This is a genomic window from Serratia fonticola, from assembly GCF_001006005.1.
Classification (GTDB): Bacteria; Pseudomonadota; Gammaproteobacteria; order Enterobacterales; family Enterobacteriaceae; genus Chania; species Chania fonticola.
On record NZ_CP011254.1, the window covers coordinates 4,216,626 to 4,238,986 of the forward strand.

Here is a 22,361-nt window from a genome sequence, read left to right on the forward strand (position 1 = left end):
AGGGTTAGGGTGAGGGGAGTCATACGTTGCACTAATCAATAAGGATCAAAATGAACAAGAAAATAGTTCTGGCATTGGGCGGTAACGCATTGGGTGAGGGCCTGGAGGAACAGATGCAGGCGGTCAAAACCACCGCGCAGGCGATTGTCGATTTAATCGAGCACGGCCATCAGGTGGTGGTCACCCACGGCAATGGCCCTCAGGTGGGTATGATCAATCTGGCGTTTGAGGCGGCGGCAAAAAGTGAGGCCCATACGCCGATGTTGCCAATGTCGGTGTGCGTCGCGTTGAGCCAGGGATATATAGGTTACGACCTGCAAAACGCCCTGCGTGAAGAGTTGCTCGATCGCAATATCGTCAAGCCGGTAGCCACGCTGATCACCCAGGTGATCGTTAACGGCAGCGATCCGGCGTTCCTCAATCCCACCAAGCCGATTGGCTCGTTCTTTACCAAGGCCGAAGCCAGTCAACTGACCAAGAACGGTTACAACATGGTAGAGGATGCGGGCCGTGGTTACCGTCGGGTTGTGGCTTCGCCCAAGCCGATCGACATCGTGGAGAAAGAAACGGTACGCGCCATGATGGAGGCCGGGCAGGTGGTGATCACCGTGGGGGGCGGCGGTATTCCGGTGATCCGCGAAGGTAACCACCTGCGGGGAGCCAGCGCGGTGATCGACAAAGACTGGGCCAGTGCCAAACTGGCAGAGATGATCGATGCCGATATGCTGATCATCCTCACCGCGGTGGAAAAGGTGGCGATCAATTTTGGCAAACCGAATGAGCAATGGCTGGAGCAGTTGAGCATTGCCGATGCCCAGCGCTTTATCGAAGAAGGGCACTTTGCCAAAGGCTCAATGCTGCCGAAGGTAGAGGCGGCGGTGGCGTTTGCCGAATCCAAGCCAGGGCGTCAGGCGTTAATCACGGTATTGAGCAAGGCTCAGCAGGGCATTGAAGGCAAAACCGGCACGGTGATTAGCCATTAATCACAGACACCAGACTCACAAGAGGCGCTGCATACTGCACCCCTTGTGAGTCAACAATCGCTATCTGCGCCCAAGTTTCATAATGGCTTCAAGCACCGCCCCGGCGATGGCCCGAGCTTTATCTGACACCGTGGTGTAATCCGCCAGCGTACCGCGTGGGTCGATATCACCGATTTTAGTACCGGTCTTAACCTCCAGCCCATCATGCAACAAACCGCGCACCATACCGGAAAGCGGCGCAATCACCGGCACCTCGCCGCAGTTGGCCACTACATCCCCCTCCTGTACCAAATCCCCCAAAGCGACGCGACATTGCATAACGCCATCGGCTGGTGCACGGATCACCCTGCGGGTGGTGTGGCCAGCGATATTGCCGGGAATACCGGTATTGGGATGGGTGTAACCTTGATAAATTACTCGTCCTAGTGCGTGGCCGCGATTGGTTTCGATCACCGCATCGCAATCCTGCCCGGCGTTGAAGCCAGGACCAAGGGCCACGGTGAACGGCGCCATATTGCGGTGGGTCCCCAGGTTTTGCTTGGCCAGAATGGCATCCACCAGAAAGCGAGGTTTGAGCTGCTCCAGGCTGCGGGTCTCTGGGTCAACCAACAGCGGGATCTCGCCGCGGTTGATGATGTCGAAGGCTTCGTTGACGTCGTTGGCCAGGCAGGCGGTGACGCCCTCCACGCAGGTTTTGCCGTCAAACATCGCCTGGGCAAATGCCACCGTCCGGCGGATGGCGGTCGGCTGGGCAATGTCGAGCATGATGACCTGAAAACCGGCATGAAACAGCCGCAGCGCCACGCCGGTGGCGATATCGCCTGCACCACGGATCACCACCAGTTTGTCGCGCGTTAAGCGGATGTCATTTTTCATCAGCCCGCCAGCGGACTGGTTGCGCACTTGCAACAGTTCTGCCAGCACGCTGATGGCGATTTCCTCTGGCGTTTCTGCGCCGATGTTATAGCCGACCGGGGCATGCAGCCTGGCAAGCTTCTCATCTTCCACACCGCGCTGGCGCAACTGTTGGGTAAAGGTCTGTACCTTGCGGCGGCTGGCGAGCAAACCAAGATAGCGCAGCGGTTGCTCGATCAGCACGTTGAGTGCCTCGCAATCCTGATTGTTGGTGGCGATAATCACAAAGTTGGCCGGATCAATATTCATCTTGTCGATGGCCGCCGGGAAGGTCTCGCCATGAACCAGAGTGGTGCCCACTGGAAATAGCGCCGGGTCGAGGCTGGCCGGGTAGATATCGGCAACGTGAATATCAAAGCCGAGCGGCTTGGCGGCGTTGGCGATGGCGCGGTTGACGTGCCCGGCACCGATCAATATCAGGCGCGGGCGCAGGCCATGCACGTCGATATACACCGACATTGCGCCTCCACAGTCCGAGCCTACCGCATCCTGCCCGGTGCGCGCCATGCGACCGTGAAACACCCTGGCCTTGCGCTCCGCAATGGCGGCAATTGCCTGTTCGATCACCAGGCGTTCGATCATGCCACCACCGATAGTGCCAATACAGCCACCATCGGCCATCACCAGCATTTGCCCCGAATGGCGCGGTGTAGAGCCACGGCTTTCGATAATCTGGGCGAGCGCAAAGGGCCGGTTTTCTTCTTCTAAACGTGCAGCTTCGGCGAAGATATTCATTATGACCTCGTCAATAACCTCAGAAATATTATCGTGTTAAGCGCCGTATCAGGTGGTGGATCGCAGGGGTCTCCTGCACTGCGCCAAACCAGATGGCGCTGAGCGCCAGTTCTGGCCGCAGCAGCGGTTGCCAGCGGGAAGCCGGTTGATTATCACAATGAGAAGCCTGATTGATCAGCCAAACTCGTCGTGCCTGCGGCGGCGTACCTTTGAACATTCCGTCAGGGTGAGCGATCAGGGTGTCGAATACCCGATGATCCAGTACTTCACCGGCACCGACCCCCGTCAGCGCTGAGAAAATCGCCCAGCGGTGAATTTGCTGTGGGTCTGCGGGACGATCGATCACCTGGCCTCCGGTTAGCGCGATAACACAATCACTACGGGAGGGGATGCAAGGTTCATGCCTTGCCGGGGCTTTCAGGGGTAACCCTCGGGAGCCGTCCGCTTCGACCAGGATCACATCGAAGGCACCATGCTGTTTGATTTCGTCGATTTGCTCGGAGGTTAACCCGATAACCTTGTTATCCTGCGGCTGATAATGACCGAAGCAGGCGGTAATGGCCGGGGTGCTGCTGGTGGTGGGTGGTTGGCCTATCAACAGGTGGTGGTAGTTGGCAGCGGTAGGCCGGTACATCTTGGTGGTGGTAGTGAACAGCACGCGCTTGCCCTGGTGATAAAAGGCTTGCGCCAACCAGTGCAGGGTGCTGGTTTTCCCCCCGGCCCCAATCAGGGCGATCAGCAGCGGTTGCCCTTGCTCAAGGCGGTGATATTCCTCACTGAATAATTCTTTGAAGCTGGGCGTCATAAATAGCCTGTTTTGTGAGTCAGAAAGCGGGAGATATAACGGTGATTTAACCGATAACCAATATGCGGTTTTTTCAGGATAGATTGCCGATTTAATCGCAAACAACCTTGATGTAATCGCTATTTGGCAAACATTCATACTTTATCGATTGCGGTCTCGTTTTTAACCAAAGTGCTATTTGGCCGTATCAAAGTGATAGCTGGCGATGTTTTTTTGATAATTGATTCCATTAGCGTAGCCGTGATGATTAAGTGACTACCGGCACTGATTTTTATTCTCACTTGCGATTGTGAGCCCGTTCACAAATAAAATTAACAATTAGAACTGCCTCACGAATTTAACCGCTGCCCAACCCCGTGGGGAGATTTGGCCTGATTGTTGCTGCGTTATGCATAACCGATGTGAAAAACCGTCCTCAGGTTTTTACTCACTCATCATTCAGGCATTTCGTCGCAAGGAGATAAAGCTATGGGAGATTTAATGCGTCCCGTTCCGTTCAAGGCGCTGTTAACCCGGATTTTCGATGAATATCATGAGAGCCGGTCTATTTTTGGTATTCCAGAAAAGCAGTTTTATCGTAAACATGACGATCGGCGGATTAACGTCTTCAACGAAAGTTGTGAAACGCCGCTTGGCCCGGCCGCGGGCCCGCATACTCAGTTGGCGCAGAATATTATCGTCTCCTGGCTGACCGGTGGGCGCTTTATCGAATTGAAAACCGTGCAGATCCTCGATCGGCTGGAGTTGGAAAAGCCCTGTATCGATGCCGAAGACGAATGCTTCAACACCGAATGGTCGACCGAGTTCACGCTGCTCAAAGCCTATGATGAATATTTAAAAGCCTGGTTTGCCCTGCACCTGCTGGAGGAGATGTTTGATCCACGGGCCAAGGGGGAAAGTAAATCCTTCATCTTCAATATGAGCGTGGGTTATAACCTCGACGGGATTAAACAGCCGCCGATGCAGGACTTTATCCATAACATGATGGATTCTGCACAGCACCCGAAATATGCCGAGTATCAACATATTCTTGCCGCATGGGTTAAGGACGAGGGCTTTATTAGCCAGTTCGCCTTATCCAACCAACGTGGGGCATTGGCACAGCTGCCAGAGCATATTCCAGCGCAACTGGTCAGCGGTATTACCCTTTCGACCATGCACGGCTGCCCGCCAGATGAAATTGAAGCCATCTGCCGCTATATGCTGGAGGAAAAACGGCTCAATACCTTTGTAAAATTAAACCCGACGCTGCTGGGTTATCCGCGTGTGCGTTCCATTCTGGACAACTGCGGATTTGATTATGTCGGGCTGAAAGAAGAATCTTTCGAGCACGATCTCAAACTGGAGCAGGCGATCGCGATGTTGCACCGCCTGACCGCCCTGGGGAAACAGCACCAGTTGGGCTTCGGGGTCAAATTGACCAATACCCTGGGGGCTATCAACCATAAAGGCGCCTTGCCGGGCGAAGAGATGTATATGTCCGGGCGCGCGTTGTTCCCGCTTTCCATCAACGTGGCGGCGGTTCTCTCCCGTGAATTCAACGGGGAACTGCCGATTTCCTATTCCGGCGGGGCAAGCAAGTTTAACGTTCGCGAGATTTTTGACACCGGCATCCGGCCAATCACCATGGCCACCGATCTGCTCAAGCCCGGCGGTTATTTACGCCTGACGGAATGCATGCAAGAGCTGGACGCTTCCGATAGCTGGCAGATGACGCGCATCGATGTCGATAAGCTGCAAGCGCTGGCAGACAAAGCCGTCAGCATGGAATACACCCAGAAACACTGGAAATCAACGGATCGCATCGACGCTGGTGGCCCACTGCCGATGATTGACTGTTACGTGGCTCCTTGCGTCACCGCCTGCGCCATTAAACAGGATATCCCGGAATATATCCGGCTGCTGGGCGTACAGCGCTATGCCGATGCGTTGGAGCTGATTTATCAGCGTAACGCCTTGCCAGCCATTACCGGGCATATCTGCGATCACCAGTGTCAGTACAACTGCACCCGTCTTGATTACGACAGCGCGCTGAACATCCGCGAACTGAAAAAAGTGGCGTTGGAGAAGGGCTGGGATGAGTATCAGCGCCGCTGGCATAAACCGGCAGGCTCTGGCAGCAAACGTCCGGTCGCCATTTTGGGTGCTGGCCCGGCGGGTCTGTCCGCTGGGTACTTCCTGGCACGGGCCGGGTATCAGGTTACGTTGTTTGAGCGCGAGGCCAATGCGGGCGGGGTGGTGAAAAACATCATTCCACAGTTCCGCATCCCGGCGGAGCTTATCGAGCACGATATCGACTTCGTGGCTGCACACGGCGTGAAGATGGTCTATGGCTGCGATCCCGATCTGACCGTCGACAAGCTGCAACAACAGGGCTTTGACTACGTGTTTATCGGTATCGGCACCGATAAAAACAGCGGCGTGAAGCTGGCGGGCAATAACCGCAACGTCCACAAATCTTTGCCGTTCCTGCGCGATTTCAACCTCGGTAAGCCGATGAACCTGGGCAAACACGTGGCCGTGGTCGGTGCCGGTAACACGGCAATGGACTGTGCCAGGGCCGCGTTGAAAGTGCCTGGTGTGCAGGACGTCACCGTGCTGTACCGTCGCACGCTCAAAGAGATGCCAGCCTACCGCGAAGAGTATCAGGAGGCGGTAGAGGACAACGTGCAGTTTATGTTCCTCACCAACCCGGAACACTTTGATGCCAACGGTACCTTGACGGCCAGAGCGATGGCGCTGGGAGAGCCGGATGAGAAGGGGCGCCGTCGCCCGGTCGCCACCGAACAGACCTTGACGCTGCAGATGGATACCTTGATCACCGCCATTGGCGAGCAGGCTGATGAGGAAGTGCTGCATAAGCTGGGCGTACCGTTGGATGATGCGGGCTATCCGCAGGTCAACACCGCCACCGGCGAAACCACCCGGCCTAACGTTTTCCTGATCGGCGACGTGCAGCGTGGCCCGTCATCCATTGTTGCTGCCATCGGTAGCGCCCGCAACGCCGCCGAAACCGTGCTGGCGCGGGAGAACGTCAAAACCCATCACGCCGACAAATACTGGTCCAACGTCGATCCGGCGGAAATCTATCGCCGCAAAGGCACTATTTCAGTCGCGATGGTGGATAAAACCGAGCGCGAAGCCTTTGTTGCCCAAGAAGCCCAGCGCTGCCTGGAATGTAACTACGTGTGCAGCAAATGCGTCGACGTTTGCCCGAACCGCGCCAACGTGTCGATTGCCATACCGGGCTTCCAGGATCGTTTCCAGACCCTGCACCTGGACGCCTACTGCAACGAATGCGGTAACTGCGCCCAGTTCTGCCCATGGCAGGGTAAGCCATACAAAGACAAGGTGACGATCTACAGCCTGCCGCAGGACTTTGCCAACAGCACCAATCCAGGGTTCCTGGTGGATGGCGCGCAGGTCAGCGTACGGCAGGGCGGCAAGCTTTACCAACTGCAGATCGATAGAGACGGCCAGCTTGAGCACGTGCCGTCGGAACTGGAGGAGATGTGCCGCATTATCAGCCATGTGCACACTCATCATCATTATCTCCTTGGCCAGGTGGAGGTGTAATCATGCTGATATTAACCAATGCAACCGGCGTGCAGCTCGACCCCGCCAGCGTACAGCCCGGTATCGATATCGTCATTGAAGGGACGTTGATCAAAGAGGTGGGCCAAGGGTTGGCGGCCAAATATCCCCAGGCCGAAGTGCGAAATATGCACGGCAAATGGGTGATGCCAGGGATTGTGTGTGCCCACAACCATTTCTACTCCGGGTTATCGCGCGGGATTATGGCCAACATCGCGCCAAGCCCGGACTTTATCTCCACCCTGAAGAACCTGTGGTGGCGGCTGGATCGGGCGCTGGATGAGGAATCGCTGTATTACAGCGGCCTGATCTGCTCGCTGGAGGCCATCAAGAGCGGCTGTACGGCGGTGATCGATCACCACGCCTCACCCAACTTTATAGCCGGTTCGCTGAAGACCCTGCGCGCAGGCTTTATCGAGACCGGTCTACGCGGTATGACCTGTTTTGAAACCACCGATCGCAACGGCGGGGAGCGCGAACTGCGTGCTGGCGTGGAGGAGAATATTGCCTTTGCCCAGTTGATCGACGTCGCCAAAAAAGCCGGTAAGGAGCCTTACCTGGTGGAGGCGCATATTGGCGCTCACGCACCGTTCACGGTATCTGATGCCGGGTTGGAGATGCTGCAAGCGGCGGTTAAAACTACTGGCCGTGGTCTGCATATCCACGCCGCCGAGGACAGCTACGACGTATCCCACAGCCACGACAAGTATGGCAAGGATCTGATCGCGCGTCTGGCGCAATACGACCTGATCGGGTCAAAAACGTTGGTCGCCCACGGTCTGTATCTGTCTGCGGCGGACATCGAGCTGATCAACCAGCAGGATGCCTTCCTGGTGCACAACGCTCGTTCCAATATGAACAACCACGTGGGCTATAACCATCAGTTGGCGCAGTACCGCAACCTGGCGCTCGGCACCGATGGCATCGGCTCAGACATGTTTGAAGAGCTGAAGTTTGCCTTCTTCAAACACCGCGATGCTGGCGGGCCGCTGTGGCCGGATAGCTTTGCTCGCTTCCTGGCTAACGGTAATCAACTGCTGGCGCGCAACTTTGGAGCCAACTTCGGGTGCCTGGCCGCCGGTTACAAAGCGGATCTGACCATCTGTGACTACCCGTCACCCACGCCGCTGGCGGCGCAAAATATTGGCGGACACCTGGCCTTCGGCATGGGGGCTGGCAGCGTCAACAGCGTGATGGTGGAGGGCCGCATGGTCTATCAGGATCGCCAGTTCCCGTTCGATGTGGAACCGATCTACGCAGAGGCTCGCAAGGTAGCGGCCAAGCTGTGGCAGCGTATGGATGCCTTGAATTAAACCGGTCGCCGCTCTGCGAACACCGAGGGCGGCTGACATTGATGAGGGTGCAACATGATTGAGCAATTATATCGACCAGGATCGGTACAGCAGGCGCTAGAGCTAAAACGCCAGTTCCAGCAGGATGCCGTCTATTTCGCCGGCGGCAGCAAACTAAACGCCACACCCACTAAAACACGGCAAAAGATTGCCATCGCGCTGTCGCAGCTAGGCCTGGATCAGGTGAGCTGGCAGCAGGGGGCATTGCATATCGGTGCCACCATTACCTTACAGCGTTTAATGGATACCCAGCTTATCCCGCAGGCCCTGCGTGAGGCGCTGGGTTTTGTCTATTCCCGCCATATTCGCAATCAGGCCACGCTGGGTGGTGAAGTTGTTTCGGCGGCGAAAGACTCGGTGCTGCTGCCGGTGCTGCTGGCATTGAGTGCCCAAGTGGTGGTGGGCAGCGGTAAGACGATGGCGCTGGAAGACTATCCGCTGTGCGGCGGCAGTGAACTACTGCTGGCGGTGGTGCTGCCGGATCCTTACCGTACCTGCGCTACCCGTAAAATTGCCCGTTCAGCGGCGGGATTGCCGGTGGTGACTGCGGCGGTATCCCGCGATGCGCAGGCGAAAATTCGTATCGCCCTGAGCGGCGTGATGGCACCTGGCCGCCTGCGTGATGCAGAGAACAGTGGACTGAGCGGCTTGGCGTTGGAGCAGGTGGTGGCGCAGATGGTGTCTCCGCCAGATGACATCTGTGGCAGCAGCGTTTACAAGCGCTATATCACCGGTGTGGTGGTGGCAGACCTGCTGGCGGATTGCCTGGCATCAGGGGAGAAAGCATGATGAATATTCGCTTTACGCTTAACGACATCCCGCAGGAGATGCAGTGCCAGCCCGGTGAAAACGTCCAGCAACTGCTGTTTACGTTGGGAATGCATTCGGTCCGCAATAGTGATGACGGCTTCGGGTTTGCCGGTTCGGATGCGATCCTGTTTAACGGCGTGGTGGTCAACGCCTCGTTGCTGATCGCCGCCCAGTTGGATAATGGCGTGGTGACCACGGCCGAAGCGCTGGGGAGCTGGAATCAGCTCAGCCTGGTGCAACAGGCGATGGTGGACGTGGGGATCGTCCAGTCCGGCTACAACGACGCGGCGGCGGCGCTGATCCTGACGGATCTGTTGGCCCGCATCGAGGAACCAACGCGTGCGCAGATCGACGATGCGTTGTCGGGCTTGTTCAGCCGTGACGCCGGTTATCAGCAGTTCTATCAGGTCGTAGCGCTGGCGGTGGCTCGCCGTAACGATCCAGAATTTCAGTCGCTTGCCGCCCCTGAATTCCGCAGCGATCTGAACGTGGTTGGTAAGCTGTGCCCTAAAGTGGACGCGGCGAAAATGGTACAGGCCAAGCCTTGCTATGTGGAAGACCGCGTGGCCCGTAATGCCTGTATCATCAAGATGCTGCGTAGCCCGCATCCCCATGCCTTGATCACGCATCTGGACGTCAGCAAAGCCGAGGCGTTGCCTGGGGTGGTGCATGTGATCACCCATCGCAACTGCCCGGATATCTATTACACCCCAGGTGGGCAGAGCGCGCCAGAACCTTCACCGCTCGATCGCCGGATGTTTGGTCAAAAACTGCGTCACGTAGGTGACCGGGTGGCGGCGGTAGTAGCCGAGAGCGAAGAGATTGCGTTGGCTGCGCTGGCATTGATCGATGTCGAATACCAGGTGCTTAAACCTGTGATGTCGATTGATGAGGCGATGGCGGAAGGAGCACCGCTGGTACACGACGAGCCAATAGTCTACGTCCACGGCGCACCTGACGACCTGGCCGAGCAGAACCAGGGCAGTGCGCAGCGTGGCACCGAGCATGTGACGATCAACTTCCCGATTGGCGCCAAACCCCACAGTAATATTGCCGCCGCGGTACATGGACGCATTGGCAACGTAGAACAGGGCTTTGCCGAGGCGGACGTGGTGCTGGAGCGCACCTACGAATCCAAACAGGTGCAACAGTGCCCAGCGGAAACGCACGTCTGCTACACCTACATGGATGGCGATCGGCTGGTGATCCACGCGTCAACCCAAGTGCCTTGGCACCTGCGCCGTCAGGTTGCCAGGATCGTCGGGCTCAAGCAGCATAAGGTCCACGTGATCAAAGAGCGGGTCGGCGGCGGCTTTGGCTCCAAGCAGGATATCCTGTTGGAAGAGGTGTGTGCCTGGGCTACCTGCGTGACCGGCCGTGCGGTCTATTTCCACTATACCCGCGAAGAAGAGTTTATCAGCAACACCTCGCGCCACGTGGCCAAGGTGTGGGTGAAGATTGGGGCGAAAAAGGACGGCCGCCTGACGGCGATCGACATGAACTTCCTGGCCAATACCGGTCCTTATGGCAACCATGCGCTGACGGTGCCCAGCAACGGCCCGGCGCTGTCGCTGCCGCTTTATCCCTGCGATAACGTCAATTTCCAGGTGACCACCTATTACAGCAATATCTGCCCGAACGGCGCTTATCAGGGGTACGGTGCGCCAAAAGGCAACTTCGCCCTGACCATGATCCTGGCGGAGATGGCGGAACAACTGCAGATGGATCCGCTGGATATCATCGAGCGCAACCGGGTAGTTGAAGGGCAAGAGTTGAAAATCCTCGGGGCGATTGGCGAAGGCAAAATGCCGACCTCGGTGCCAAGTGCCGCCAGCTGTGCGCTGGAGCCGATTTTGCGTAAAGGGCGTGAGCTGATCCAGTGGAGCTCACCGAAAGTCAGCCAGGGAGACTGGCAGATTGGCCGTGGCGTGGCCATTATCATGCAAAAATCCGGTATTCCGGATATCGATCAGGCCAACTGCATGATCAAGCTGGAGTCGGACGGTACCTTTATCGTTCATTCCGGCGGGGCGGATATCGGCACTGGGCTGGATACGGTTGTGGGCAAACTCGCGGCAGAAGTGCTGTGCTGCCCGTTCTCCGAGGTACATGTGATCTCCGGTGATACCGATCATGCCCTGTTTGATAAAGGGGCCTACGCCTCTTCCGGCACCTGCTTCTCCGGCAATGCGGCGAAGAATGCGGCGGAAAATCTCAGGAAGAAAATCCTGTTCCACGGCGCGCAGATGCTGGGTGAGCCAGAAAGCGACGTCACGCTGGAGGTTCCAGGTGTGGTGCGCGGTAAACAGGGCGAAGTGACGTTCGCGCAGATTGCCCATAAGGCAGAGACGGGCACCGGCTTTGGCACCCTGGTGGCCACCGCCAGCTATATCTCCTCTGACTTTGCCTTTCCGTTTGGCGCCAACTTTGCCGAAGTGGCGGTCAACGTGCGCAGCGGTGAGATCCGGTTGGATAAGTTCTATGCCTTGCTCGATTGCGGCACCCCGGTTAACCCGGAGTTGGCGCTGGGGCAGATCTATGGGGCTTCAATGCGTGCTATCGGCCACAGCATGACGGAAGAGATTATCTATGACAGCCAAGGCTCGCCGATCACTCGTGATTTGCAAAGCTATGGCGCGCCGAAGATTGGTGATATCCCGCTGGACTTCCAGGCGTTCCTGGTGCCGAGCGACGATCGGGTAGGGCCATATGGGGCCAAGTCGATCTCCGAGATTGGCGTCAACGGGGCGGCTCCGGCCATCGCCATGGCGATCCACGATGCCTGTGGCGTTTGGCTGCGCGAATGGCATTTCACCCCAGAGAAAATCTTGAGGGGGTTAAATAAGTTGTCAGCGTAGATTCTCTAATAATTCGTACCGGGATAATGGCTGATGACGGTCATTATCCTGCTATACCTGCCGAGTTAAACCGGCGGCGGGTATAAACGATTCAATATATTAGCCAAAGGCTAATCTGTTATTGCCGCCATACAAAAATGATGAGCTAAAGATAAAGGCTCAGGCTAGCCCGTGGATTTAACATGGCGAAAGTGCAGGGCGTGGAGCTTATTGAATCAGATGATCAAATTTACTGGAATGGAGTAAAGAGATGTCTGATATGCCTACTTCAAATAACGACCTTATTTATCGGGTGGAAGATAAACCACCTTTTGACCAATGCATCGTGGGGGCGATTACCCATTTACTGGCTATTTTTGTGCCGATGGTGGCCCCGGCATTAATTGTCGGCACCGCACTGGGGTTGCCGCCGGACGTCACGGCCTATCTGGTTTCGATGGCAATGATTGCCTCAGGAATTGGCACTTGGCTGCAGGTGAATCGCTATGGCCGCGTAGGCTCCGGCTTATTGTCCATTCAATCGGTCAACTTTTCCTTTGTGACGGTGATGGTCGCCTTGGGCAGCACCATGAAAGCCGATGGCATGCATGTGGAAGCGATCATGTCCACTCTGCTGGGCATCTCTTTTGTTGGGGCATTCCTGGTGGTGGGATCCTCGTTTATTCTGCCCTATCTGAAACGGGTGATCACACCCACCGTGAGCGGCATTGTGGTGCTGATGATTGGCCTGAGCCTGATCAAGGTGGGCATTATAGATTTTGGCGGCGGTTATTCAGCGAAAAGCAGCGGCACCTTTGGCAACTACGAAAATATCGGTATCGGCCTGTTGGTGCTGTTGGTGGTGATCGGGTTTAACTGTTGCCAGAACGCATTATTGCGCATGGGGGGCATCGCCATCGGCTTGATTGTCGGTTATGTCGTGGCCTTGTGCCTGGGCATGGTGGATTTCTCGGGGATGCAAAACCTGCCGATAATGACCGTTCCCGTTCCCTTTAAATACGGTTTCTCTTTCGATCTGCATGCCTTCCTGGTGGCTGGCGTCATCTATCTGCTCAGCGTGTTGGAGGCGGTCGGCAGTATCACCGCTACCGCAATAGTGTCCGAGCAGCCCATCAAAGGGGATGAATATACCGCACGCCTGAGCGGTGGAGTGCTGGCCGATGGGCTGGTATCGGTGATTGCCGCCATGCTGGGCTCGTTGCCACTGACGACATTTTCCCAGAATAACGGCGTGATCCAGATGACCGGTGTCGCCTCGCGTCATATCGGCAAATATATCGCCGTGATCCTGGTGGTGCTGGGGCTGTTCCCCGTCATTGGCCGCTTCTTTACCACTATCCCGGCGCCAGTGCTGGGAGGCGCGATGACGCTGATGTTCTCCATGATCGCCATCGCCGGGATACGCATCATTCTCTCCGACGGCTTAAACCGTCGTGAAACCATCATCGTCGCCACCTCGCTGGGGCTGGGCCTTGGCGTCTCTTACGATCCGGAAGTGTTTCGTATTTTGCCCGAGTCGATTTATGTGCTGGTGGAAAACCCAATCTGCGCCGGTGGGCTCACGGCCATTTTCCTCAATTTGCTGATACCGCAGAACAAGAGTGAGAAACCTGGCGTCCAGGAGGACGAGTTCGAAGGGGTTCCAGCGGAAAAAAACACCGATTGAGATTTGCTGATAAAGGTTACGCAGGGGCGCTGCATGCTGCGCCCGCCTGGCAACATCCGTTTTATGGTGATAAGGAATTTGAGTATGGAGCGTGAACAATCAATCAAGGCCGTGCGGGGCAGTTTTCTCGATATCACCCGCACCGTACAGCATCCGGAAGAAATCGAGGGTCATCTGCGCTTTATTAAAGACGGGCTACTGATCATTCGTGATGGCCGGGTGGAGTGGTTTGGCAACTGGGAAGAGGGACACCACCAGATCCCCGACGGCATCCGGGTGCGTGATTACAGCGGTAAAATGATCGTGCCAGGGTTTGTCGACACCCATATTCATTATCCACAATGTGAAATGGTGGGAGCCTATGGCGAACAGCTGCTGGACTGGCTGAACAAGCACACCTTCCCGGCGGAGAAGCGCTATAACGATCTGGAATACGCCCGCGAGATGTCGGCGTTTTTCATCAAGCAGTTGCTGCGTAATGGCACCACCACCGCGCTGGTGTTCGGCACCGTACACCCCGAATCGGTAGAGGCGCTGTTTGAGTCGGCGCGTCATATCAATATGCGGATGATCGCCGGTAAGGTGATGATGGATCGCAACGCGCCCGATTACCTGCTGGATACCGCAGAAAGCAGCTATAGCCAAACCAAGGCGCTGATTGAGCGCTGGCATAACAATGGCCGCCTGTTGTATGCCATCACCCCGCGTTTTGCGCCGACTTCCTCGCCGGAACAGCTGGAGATGGTGCAACGCCTGCGCCAGGAATATCCGGATGTTTACCTGCATACCCACCTGTCGGAAAACAAGGATGAAGTGGCTTGGGTGAAAGCCCTGTATCCAGAGCACAAAAATTATCTCGATGTTTACCATCACTACGGCATGACCGGCAGAAAAAGCGTATTTGCCCACTGTGTACATCTGGAGGACGCCGAATGGGATTGCCTGCACCAGACCCAATCTTCCATCGCCTTTTGCCCGACCTCCAACCTGTATCTCGGCAGCGGCCTGTTTAATTTGCCCAACGCCTGGCGGAAAAAGGTGCGGGTGGGGATGGGCACCGACATCGGCGCGGGTACCACCTTTAACATGCTGCAAACGCTGAATGAGGCTTACAAAATCATGCAGCTGCAGGGTTACCGGCTCTCGGCATATGAGGCGTTCTATCTGGCGACGTTGGGAGGAGCCGATGCTCTGGGGCTGGCGGACACCATTGGTAACTTCAACCTGGGGAAAGAGGCGGACTTTGTGGTGCTGGAGCCGACGGCCACGCCGCTGCAACAGCTGCGCTACGACAATTCAAAAACCTTGATGGATAAGCTGTTTGTCATGATGACGCTAGGGGATGACCGGTCGATCTATCGCACCTATGTCGATGGCCGGCTGGTGTATGAACGTACTTAACCAACCGCACTGCAATTTGCCAGGATTGGCGTTACCCCAAGCGAGTGCCGTAGCGGCAAGCCAGCGGGGTAGGTGAGTGTAAACCTTCAGAGGGCATTGATATGTCTAATAATTTATCGCAGGCGACGTCAGCAAAAGCGGCCAGCTCGCTAGACAGCTATTTTAAGATTAGCGAGCGGGGCAGCAGCGTACGGCAGGAAGTGTTGGCAGGGTTGACCACCTTTTTGGCAATGGTCTATTCGGTGATCGTGGTGCCTGGCATGTTGGGCAAGGCGGGTTTCCCTCCTGCGGCGGTGTTTGTCGCTACTTGTCTGGTTGCCGGTGTGGGGTCACTGGTGATGGGCCTGTGGGCTAATTTACCAATGGCTATTGGCTGCGCCATCTCCTTGACGGCGTTTACCGCTTTCAGCCTGGTGCTTGGCCAGCACATCAGCATACCCGTCGCCCTGGGGGCTATTTTCCTGATGGGGCTGATATTCACTGCCATTTCGGTAACTGGAGTGCGTTCATGGATCCTGCGAAACCTGCCGATGGGCATAGCGCATGGCACCGGGATTGGTATCGGTCTGTTCCTGCTGCTGATCGCTGCCAACGGCGTCGGCATGGTGATCAAGAACCCGCTGGACGGCTTGCCAGTGGCGCTGGGGTCGTTTGTGTCTTTCCCGGTGATGATGTCTTTGCTCGGTCTGGCGATGATCCTTGGGCTGGAGAAATTGCGCGTACCAGGCGGGATCTTATTGGTGATCATCGGTATTTCCCTGGTCGGCCTGATCTTTGACCCGAACGTAAGATATCAGGGGCTGTTTGCGCTGCCGAGCTTGTCTGGGCCGGACGGTAGCTCGCTGATTTTTAGCCTGGATATCAAAGGGGCGTTGAACCCGGCGGTACTGCCCAGCGTATTGGCGTTGGTCATGACGGCGGTATTTGATGCTACCGGCACCATCCGGGCGGTAGCCGGGCAGGCTAACCTGCTGGACAAGGATGGGCAGATTATCAACGGTGGCCGGGCATTAACCGCCGACTCCATGAGCAGCATGTTCTCTGCGCTGGTTGGGGCCTCACCGGCTGCGGTGTATATCGAGTCTGCTGCGGGAACGGCTGCTGGCGGTAAAACCGGCATGACGGCGGCGGTTGTGGGCGTACTGTTCTTGCTGATCCTGTTCTTGTCACCGCTGTCTTATCTGGTCCCCGGCTATGCGACGGCACCGGCGCTGATGTATGTGGGCCTGCTGATGCTGAGCAACGTGGCCAAGCTGGACTTTGACGACTTTGTCGATGCCATGTCCGGCCTGGTGTGCGCGGTATTTATCGTGCTGACCTGTAACATTGTCACCGGCATCATGCTGGGCTTCAGCACGTTGGTGATTGGCCGCGTGTTTTCTAACGAGTGGCGTAAGCTGAATATTGGTACGGTGATAATCGCAGTGGCGCTGGTGGCATTCTATGCTGGTGGCTGGGCGATTTGATGGAGTAACCGAGCAGATTGCTGACCAACTCGCACTCGATGCTAAAGGTAGGGGCGCTGCATGCTGCGCCCACTATCAGCGTTCAACCTCGTTTTGCGAGTTGACTCCAGAGGTTGCACGCAGGTAATTTTAACCACGTTCAGCTTGTAGTAGGTTTTGCTCATGTTTTGTCCAGGATGACCGACATGAAAAAACCTACCCCTACTACGCATGATGCGATTTTTAAGCAGTTCCTCACCGATCCCGAAACCGCCCGCGACTTTCTGGAAATGCATTTGCCGCCAGATTTGCTGCAAAGTTGCGATCTGAATACGTTAAAACTAGAGCCAGGTAGTTTTATCGAGCGCGACCTGCGTGCTTATTACTCCGATGTGCTTTACTCGCTGAAAACCGGTAAGGATGACGGCTATGTCTATGCTCTGATTGAGCACCAAAGTTCGCCCGACAAGCATATGGCATTCCGTTTGGTACGTTATGCCATTGCCGCAATGCAGCGCCATCTTCAGGCGGGTCACGATCGGCTACCATTAGTTATTCCGATGCTCTTTTACCACGGACAGATCACACCTTACCCGTATTCGATGAGTTGGCTAGAGGAGTTCAGTGACCCAGAATTGGCCAGGCAACTTTATGCGGGACACTTTCCTTTAGTTGACGTTACCGTCATTCCCGACGATGAGATCATGCAACACCGCCGTATGGCCATTCTGGAGCTGTTACAAAAACATGTGCGCCATCGCGACCTGTTCGAACTACAGGAACGACTGGTCACATTATTGTTGGCCGGATACACTACTAAAGAACAACTGATATCGTTGATTAACTATATGCTGCAGATGGGGAGTACGACCAAACCGGAGAGACTGCTCCGTGAATTGGCCAGACGCGCGCCGCAGCATGAGGAGGAATTGATGACTATTGCAGAATATCTCGAGCAGAAAGGTTTCGATAAAGGTATAGAGAAAGGTATAGAGAAAGGTATTGAGGAAGGGCGAAAGGAAGGGCGAGAGGCCATCTTGAAGATAGCGCTCTCCATGCTGGCTAAGGGCTTCGATCACGCCATAGTCATACAGCTGACCGGCCTTTCAGAAGAAGAGCTGGCGCAAATCCACCACTAGCGTTTACTCGCGTTTCTCAACTCGGCATCTCCTCATCCAGCTGCTGCGCCTGTTCCACCGCCTTGACGATCGAGGTATAGCCAGTGCAGCGGCATAAATTCCCGGCCAGGCCGCGGCGGATCTCCTGCTCGGTGAGGCGGTGGCCGCGAAAGCGTTCCACCATTGAGGTACTGGTCATCACCAACCCCGGCGTACAAAAACCACACTGCACGGCCCCCACATTCACATAAGCCTGCTGTACGGCAGACAGTTTGCCCTGTTTCACCTCGCCCTCGGTGGTGCGGATGGTTTTGCCATCGGCCCAGAGCGCCAGATAAATGCAGGTATCGGTAGCCACATCGTCGATCAGTACGGTACAGGCACCACACTCGCCCACGCTACACCCTTGTTTGACGCTGTTAAGCCCTTGCTGGCGCAATAACTCCATCAGCGACAGGCGGGGATCGACCTCGAACTGATAGGGGCGGCCATTGATGGTGCAATTGATCAACATGATAACTCTCCTCCAGCACGTTGGGCCGCCTGGGCCAGCACGCGCTCTGCCAGCGTACGGATGATTTGCATACGGAACTCTTTGCTGGCGCGCCAGGATGAACGTGGCAGCACGTCACGTATGACCGCCTCACGCACGGCGGCGAGCGTTTGCGCATTGAATGGCTGACCCAGAGCTGCGGCCTCGGCATTTGGGGCACGGATCGGCGTTGGGGCCGCTACGCCAAAGGCGATTTTCACCGCGCTAAAGTGGCCATTTTCAATTTTGCAGGCCGCCGCGCAGCCGATGGTGGCAATATCCATCGCACCACGCATGGCGTATTTGTAATAGCTGGCACCAAAGTGCTGATAGTGCTGGGGCCTGAACAGCAACGCTACGGCGACCTCATTTTGCCCCAGCGCGACTTTGCCTGGGCCGGTGTGGAATCCCTGGATAGGCGTGCGGCGTAACCCTGTGGGGGTAGCGATTTCCAGCTCGGCTTCCATCACCACACAGGGTGAGGCGGAATCGGCACTGGTGGCACCGTTGCAGATATTCCCGCCCAGCGTGGCCATATTCCGCACCTGTGGTCCGGCGATTGTCGCGGCTGCCTCTGCCAGGATCGGAATATGGCGTTGCACCAACGGTGAGTCGATAATCTGGCTAAAGGTGGTGCCACTGCCGATACGCAGTGTGCCATCCGGCAGCAGCTTGATGCCGTTCAGCTCGTTCAGGCCGTGAATATCCACCAGATGGCGGTATTTGCCGTTTATATGATGGAGCTGGATCAGCACGTCGGTACCTCCAGCAATCAGCCGGGCCTGCGGATCGGCGGCTAATTGCCGCACGGCATCGTCTATGCTGGTCGCCCGATAATAGTGTGCAATATCGTACATAGTGTTCTCCAGTTACTCGATCAGGCCCGCCTGCGAAAAGTAGCGATACAGCGTTTTGGGCGTCAGCGGTAACTCATCTATCTTCACGCCGGTTGCCATCCAGATGGCGTTACGGATCGCCGGGGCGGGAGAGATCAGCGGCGGTTCACCCAGCGCCTTGTGCCCATAGGCGGATTGCGGCTCATAGGTTTCGACAAACGCACAGTCCAACTCTGGCAGATCGAGAATGGTAGGGAACTTGTAATCCAGCAGATTGTTATTGCGCACGATGCCGCTTTGCTCGTCGATGATCATCTCTTCGAACAGCGTCCAGCCGATGCCCATCCCCATGCCGCCATGCACCTGTCCCTCGGCCAGCAGTGGGTTAAGGATCTGGCCGGAATCGTGCAGATTAATGATCTTGTTGATGGTGACCTTACACAGCTCAATATCGACGGTGAGGTCAACAAAGGTGCAGCCAAAGGCGGGTGGATTGCTGCGGGTTTTGCAGGAAACCTCGGCCATAATCTGCCCGCCGACCTCCTGATCGTAATGGGCGCTCATGGAGACCTCTTGCACCGAGCACAACACTTTTTCCGGCATCTCCTTCAGCACCACCTCGCCGTTGATCACATCTAGCGCCCATTCGGGCTGGTTGCACATATAGGCCGCATGGGTCAGGATCTTGGCGCGTAGTTCGGTAGCGGCCTGGCGGATGGCTGGGGCTGCGACATAGCTTTGCCGCGAGGCGAAGGCACCGGGATCGTAGGCGGTAATATCGGTGTCTTGGGTGGAGATAACGTAGAGGGAAGAGAAGGGCACGCCGATGGTTTGCGCTGCCATTTGTGCAAACACGGTATCCGATCCCTGGCCAATTTCTGTCGCGCCGACTTGCAGATGGATGGTGCCGTCCTGGTTGAGTAACAACCGGGCGCTGGCAATCTCGACGCCAACTGGATAGGTATTGGACGCATAGCTCAGGCAGGCCACGCCAACGCCGCGACGGATGGGGCCACTTTGGTTCAGGCAGGCGGCACGACGGGCATCCCAGTCAAACAATTCCCGGCCTTTTTGCAGGCATTCGATAATCCCGGCGCTCTTGATTTCTTTATGATTGAGTGGGTTGAGATCTCCTTGGCGGGCGACGTTTTTGAGCCGCAGTTCCAGCGGATCCATCCCCAGTTGGGCGGCGGCTTCGTCAATCATGCATTCCAGGGCAAAGGTCACCTGTGGTGCACCGTAGCCGCGCATGGCTCCGGCGTTCGGCAGGTTGGAGTAAAAGGTGGTGGCTTTGTAGCCGAAGGCGATACGCGGATACAAATAGGCGATTTTATTGGCCCCGGCGGAGGCAATGGAATGGCCGTGAGAAGCATATCCTCCGGTATTGGAGAGCACCTCCAGGCTATAGGTTTGCAGGATGCCGTCGCGGTTAATGCCCATCTTACCGCTGATGGCGAACGAGTGGCGTGTGCGTGACGCCAAAAAGCACTCTTCGCGGCTCAGTTCAACCTTGACCGGCACGCCGCCGAGTTTCCAGGTCAGGAATGCGGCCATCGGCTCTTCCAATACGTCCTGCTTATTGCCGAACCCGCCGCCGATATAGGGTTTGATCACCCTGATGGATGACCATGGCCGATCCAGCGCCTGGCCTACCACACGGCGTACCAGATGGGGAATTTGGGTGCTTGAGACGATCACGATGCGATCCATCTCGTCCATGTAAGCGTAAGAAATCACCCCTTCCAGATGACAATGTTGCACTACCTGCGTGCTGTAGTTGCCTTCGATCACGACCTCTGACGCAGCCAATGCTGCCACGGGATCGCCGCCGTTGAGCTGGTGCTGTTTCAGTAGATTGCTTTTACCGCCGTGTAACAGCGGCGCATCGGCTGCCAGCGCGGTTTTAGCTGTGGTCATCACTGGCAGTTCCTGATATTCCACTTCAACCAACATGGCGGCTTTCTCTGCCGTTAACACGTCGCGGGCGACCACGATCGCCACGCCATCGCCGTGATGGCGTACATGCTGGGTCAGCAACTGTTTATCCGCTACGTCACGCTTATTGGCATCCAGCGACCAGGCGTGGCCGGCAGTCGGAAAACCATGCTGCGGCACATCCTGATAAGTGAATATGGCTTCCACCCCTGGCAGTTGCAGGGCTTTGCTGGTGTCGATACGCGTAACCAGGCCATGGGCAATCGGGCTACGGACATATTTGGCATGACGCATACCGGGCATGGTCATATCGTCGGTATAACGCGCCCGGCCGGTGACTTTGGCTTGTGCATCGACGCGTTCGGGCGAAGTTCCTACAGGCATCTTGCTCTCCTCGGTGAGAGAAAAAGTCGCGATAGCCAACAGCAGCAACTTACAGGCCATAATGGGTTGAAAAATCATCTGGATGTGGGTTTTGTGAGTTGAATCTGGTTTATGGCGGGGGCGTGATAGTTTTTTGGTGGTCAAAGAGGGGGGAGGACGCACCAATGACGGCATAGCAAAGACGATGTGCGACGATAATTTATCATATTGATAAGGATAAGATTATCAGGTTGATACTAGCTATATCGAAACCAGTCCACTCTCAAAGAGGGGGCATCAGAATGAGCGTAAAAAATTGCCCTTGGAGAGAGCAGGGCAATTTTCGTTGCGAGATGGCTAACGCTAACTCAATGGCAAGGCTACTTTTTCTTGTAGACTTCCGCCGTACCATGAACTTTGTTATCCGTGTTAGCCGAGGTCAACACATAGATATCCCCACCTTTTTCATCCGCTTTTTTTGAAAGCTCCTCTTTTGCATCAGATTGAGAGGTTTCGCCAGAGGTGGAAATACTGCCGACGTTAACATATTGATCTTTCACCTTTTCGAAATCTACTTTTGCCATCAATTCTGCGGCGACTGAACTGAAGGCGAGTGTGCTTGCGAAAAGAGCCAGTATCAGTTTCTTCATAGTTTGTTTCCTTGTGACTAGTTGAGTGCATGATTTCAAATAAAACCGCATTAATGCGAGGGATTAAAAGTGGTTATGATCAGGCTAAAGCAACTGCATAAGGTACTTTTCAGGTGAAAGGCTTCAATTGTAAAGTCCCTGCTACCCAGTATAGACGAATAATTGACGAGAGCTCTAAATCGGCGTTGACGTGATTACAACGTGAGGGGAGGTGAAACCTGTCATGGTAAACCTCTGCAGCGTACAACACCTAACTCGGGCAGCGGCAGGGGTGAGCAGTACAACTATCGGGGAGGAACAACCCGATGCTGAAAACATTATTTTTAAGTTTAAATGAATAAATAAGAGGTCCACATAATATCC

15 protein-coding genes are annotated in these 22,361 nt (G+C 55.8%); 9 read left to right on the forward strand and 6 right to left on the reverse strand.

Features of this window, described 5'->3' with window-relative positions; genetic code table 11:
- Positions 1–50: 50 nt before the first annotated feature.
- Positions 51–983 (forward strand): carbamate kinase, encoded by a 933-nt coding sequence (gene arcC / locus WN53_RS18665; protein ID WP_024485739.1) that lies wholly within the window; start codon positions 51–53, stop codon positions 981–983.
- Positions 984–1,043: 60 nt separating this feature from the next.
- Here the strand turns inward: arcC and yqeB are convergent, their stop codons facing one another.
- Complete coding sequence (yqeB, locus tag WN53_RS18670) at positions 1,044–2,633, reverse strand: selenium-dependent molybdenum cofactor biosynthesis protein YqeB (protein WP_024485738.1); 1,590 nt, start codon at positions 2,631–2,633, stop codon at positions 1,044–1,046.
- Between the two features lie 28 nt (positions 2,634–2,661).
- Entirely contained in the window at positions 2,662–3,438 is a 777-nt protein-coding gene (yqeC, locus tag WN53_RS18675) for a selenium cofactor biosynthesis protein YqeC (protein WP_024485737.1), read from the reverse strand.
- 468 nt (positions 3,439–3,906) lie between these two features.
- On the opposite strand from yqeC, the gene ygfK reads away from it, so the two are divergent.
- From ygfK to WN53_RS18715, 8 genes are all read left to right on the forward strand, one after another.
- Positions 3,907–7,014 carry a putative selenate reductase subunit YgfK gene (ygfK, locus tag WN53_RS18680; protein WP_024485736.1) on the forward strand — a complete coding sequence of 1,036 codons (3,108 nt, stop codon included), beginning with the start codon at positions 3,907–3,909 and terminating at the stop codon, positions 7,012–7,014.
- Positions 7,015–7,016: 2 nt separating this feature from the next.
- Complete coding sequence (gene ssnA, locus WN53_RS18685; protein ID WP_024485735.1) at positions 7,017–8,345, forward strand: putative aminohydrolase SsnA; 1,329 nt, start codon at positions 7,017–7,019, stop codon at positions 8,343–8,345.
- Positions 8,346–8,399: 54 nt separating this feature from the next.
- Positions 8,400–9,173 (forward strand): molybdopterin-dependent oxidoreductase FAD-binding subunit, encoded by a 774-nt coding sequence (gene ygfM / locus WN53_RS18690; RefSeq protein ID WP_024485734.1) that lies wholly within the window; start codon positions 8,400–8,402, stop codon positions 9,171–9,173.
- A complete protein-coding gene (locus WN53_RS18695; RefSeq protein WP_024485733.1) occupies positions 9,173–12,052 on the forward strand; it encodes a molybdopterin-dependent oxidoreductase Mo/Fe-S-binding subunit in 2,880 nt (959 codons plus the stop codon). Before ygfM ends, WN53_RS18695 begins: the two co-directional genes overlap by 1 nt.
- A gap of 250 nt (positions 12,053–12,302) precedes the next feature.
- On the forward strand, positions 12,303–13,718 hold the full coding sequence (locus WN53_RS18700) for a nucleobase:cation symporter-2 family protein (protein ID WP_024485732.1): 1,416 nt from the start codon (positions 12,303–12,305) through the stop codon (positions 13,716–13,718).
- Positions 13,719–13,802: 84 nt separating this feature from the next.
- Positions 13,803–15,119, forward strand: coding sequence for a guanine deaminase (guaD, locus tag WN53_RS18705; protein WP_024485731.1), 1,317 nt, complete (start codon positions 13,803–13,805; stop codon positions 15,117–15,119).
- A gap of 101 nt (positions 15,120–15,220) precedes the next feature.
- Positions 15,221–16,585 carry an NCS2 family permease gene (locus WN53_RS18710; RefSeq protein WP_024485730.1) on the forward strand — a complete coding sequence of 455 codons (1,365 nt, stop codon included), beginning with the start codon at positions 15,221–15,223 and terminating at the stop codon, positions 16,583–16,585.
- A 176-nt stretch (positions 16,586–16,761) separates the two neighbouring features.
- Positions 16,762–17,703, forward strand: a complete 942-nt coding sequence (locus WN53_RS18715) for an Rpn family recombination-promoting nuclease/putative transposase (protein ID WP_037412847.1) — start codon at positions 16,762–16,764, stop codon at positions 17,701–17,703.
- A gap of 16 nt (positions 17,704–17,719) precedes the next feature.
- Here the strand turns inward: WN53_RS18715 and xdhC are convergent, their stop codons facing one another.
- The 4 genes from xdhC to yahO form a co-directional block, all read right to left on the reverse strand.
- Positions 17,720–18,196, reverse strand: a complete 477-nt coding sequence (xdhC, locus tag WN53_RS18720; RefSeq protein ID WP_024485728.1) for a xanthine dehydrogenase iron sulfur-binding subunit XdhC — start codon at positions 18,194–18,196, stop codon at positions 17,720–17,722.
- Positions 18,190–19,071 carry a xanthine dehydrogenase FAD-binding subunit XdhB gene (xdhB, locus tag WN53_RS18725; protein WP_024485727.1) on the reverse strand — a complete coding sequence of 294 codons (882 nt, stop codon included), beginning with the start codon at positions 19,069–19,071 and terminating at the stop codon, positions 18,190–18,192. The genes xdhC and xdhB overlap by 7 nt, the downstream gene beginning before the upstream one ends.
- A 12-nt stretch (positions 19,072–19,083) precedes the next feature.
- Entirely contained in the window at positions 19,084–21,369 is a 2,286-nt protein-coding gene (gene xdhA, locus WN53_RS18730) for a xanthine dehydrogenase molybdenum-binding subunit XdhA (RefSeq protein WP_046808479.1), read from the reverse strand.
- A gap of 359 nt (positions 21,370–21,728) precedes the next feature.
- Positions 21,729–21,998: a DUF1471 family periplasmic protein YahO gene (gene yahO / locus WN53_RS18735; RefSeq protein WP_037413937.1), complete on the reverse strand. Its 270-nt coding sequence runs from the start codon at positions 21,996–21,998 to the stop codon at positions 21,729–21,731.
- Positions 21,999–22,361 lie beyond the last annotated feature (363 nt).

What these genes read in the sequence shown, in the direction of transcription:
- WN53_RS18695 (WP_024485733.1), top strand. Translation starts at nt 9,173, where the DNA reads ATGAATATTCGCTTTACGCTTAACGACATCCCGCAGGAGATGCAGTGC.
- yqeC (WP_024485737.1), bottom strand. Translation starts at nt 3,438, where the DNA reads ATGACGCCCAGCTTCAAAGAATTATTCAGTGAGGAATATCACCGCCTT.
- xdhC (WP_024485728.1), bottom strand. Translation starts at nt 18,196, where the DNA reads ATGTTGATCAATTGCACCATCAATGGCCGCCCCTATCAGTTCGAGGTC.
- WN53_RS18715 (WP_037412847.1), top strand. Translation starts at nt 16,762, where the DNA reads ATGACCGACATGAAAAAACCTACCCCTACTACGCATGATGCGATTTTT.
- yqeB (WP_024485738.1), bottom strand. Translation starts at nt 2,633, where the DNA reads ATGAATATCTTCGCCGAAGCTGCACGTTTAGAAGAAGAAAACCGGCCC.
- WN53_RS18700 (WP_024485732.1), top strand. Translation starts at nt 12,303, where the DNA reads ATGTCTGATATGCCTACTTCAAATAACGACCTTATTTATCGGGTGGAA.
- ygfK (WP_024485736.1), top strand. Translation starts at nt 3,907, where the DNA reads ATGGGAGATTTAATGCGTCCCGTTCCGTTCAAGGCGCTGTTAACCCGG.
- xdhB (WP_024485727.1), bottom strand. Translation starts at nt 19,071, where the DNA reads ATGTACGATATTGCACACTATTATCGGGCGACCAGCATAGACGATGCC.
- yahO (WP_037413937.1), bottom strand. Translation starts at nt 21,998, where the DNA reads ATGAAGAAACTGATACTGGCTCTTTTCGCAAGCACACTCGCCTTCAGT.
- ygfM (WP_024485734.1), top strand. Translation starts at nt 8,400, where the DNA reads ATGATTGAGCAATTATATCGACCAGGATCGGTACAGCAGGCGCTAGAG.
- ssnA (WP_024485735.1), top strand. Translation starts at nt 7,017, where the DNA reads ATGCTGATATTAACCAATGCAACCGGCGTGCAGCTCGACCCCGCCAGC.
- guaD (WP_024485731.1), top strand. Translation starts at nt 13,803, where the DNA reads ATGGAGCGTGAACAATCAATCAAGGCCGTGCGGGGCAGTTTTCTCGAT.
- arcC (WP_024485739.1), top strand. Translation starts at nt 51, where the DNA reads ATGAACAAGAAAATAGTTCTGGCATTGGGCGGTAACGCATTGGGTGAG.
- WN53_RS18710 (WP_024485730.1), top strand. Translation starts at nt 15,221, where the DNA reads ATGTCTAATAATTTATCGCAGGCGACGTCAGCAAAAGCGGCCAGCTCG.
- xdhA (WP_046808479.1), bottom strand. Translation starts at nt 21,369, where the DNA reads ATGCCTGTAGGAACTTCGCCCGAACGCGTCGATGCACAAGCCAAAGTC.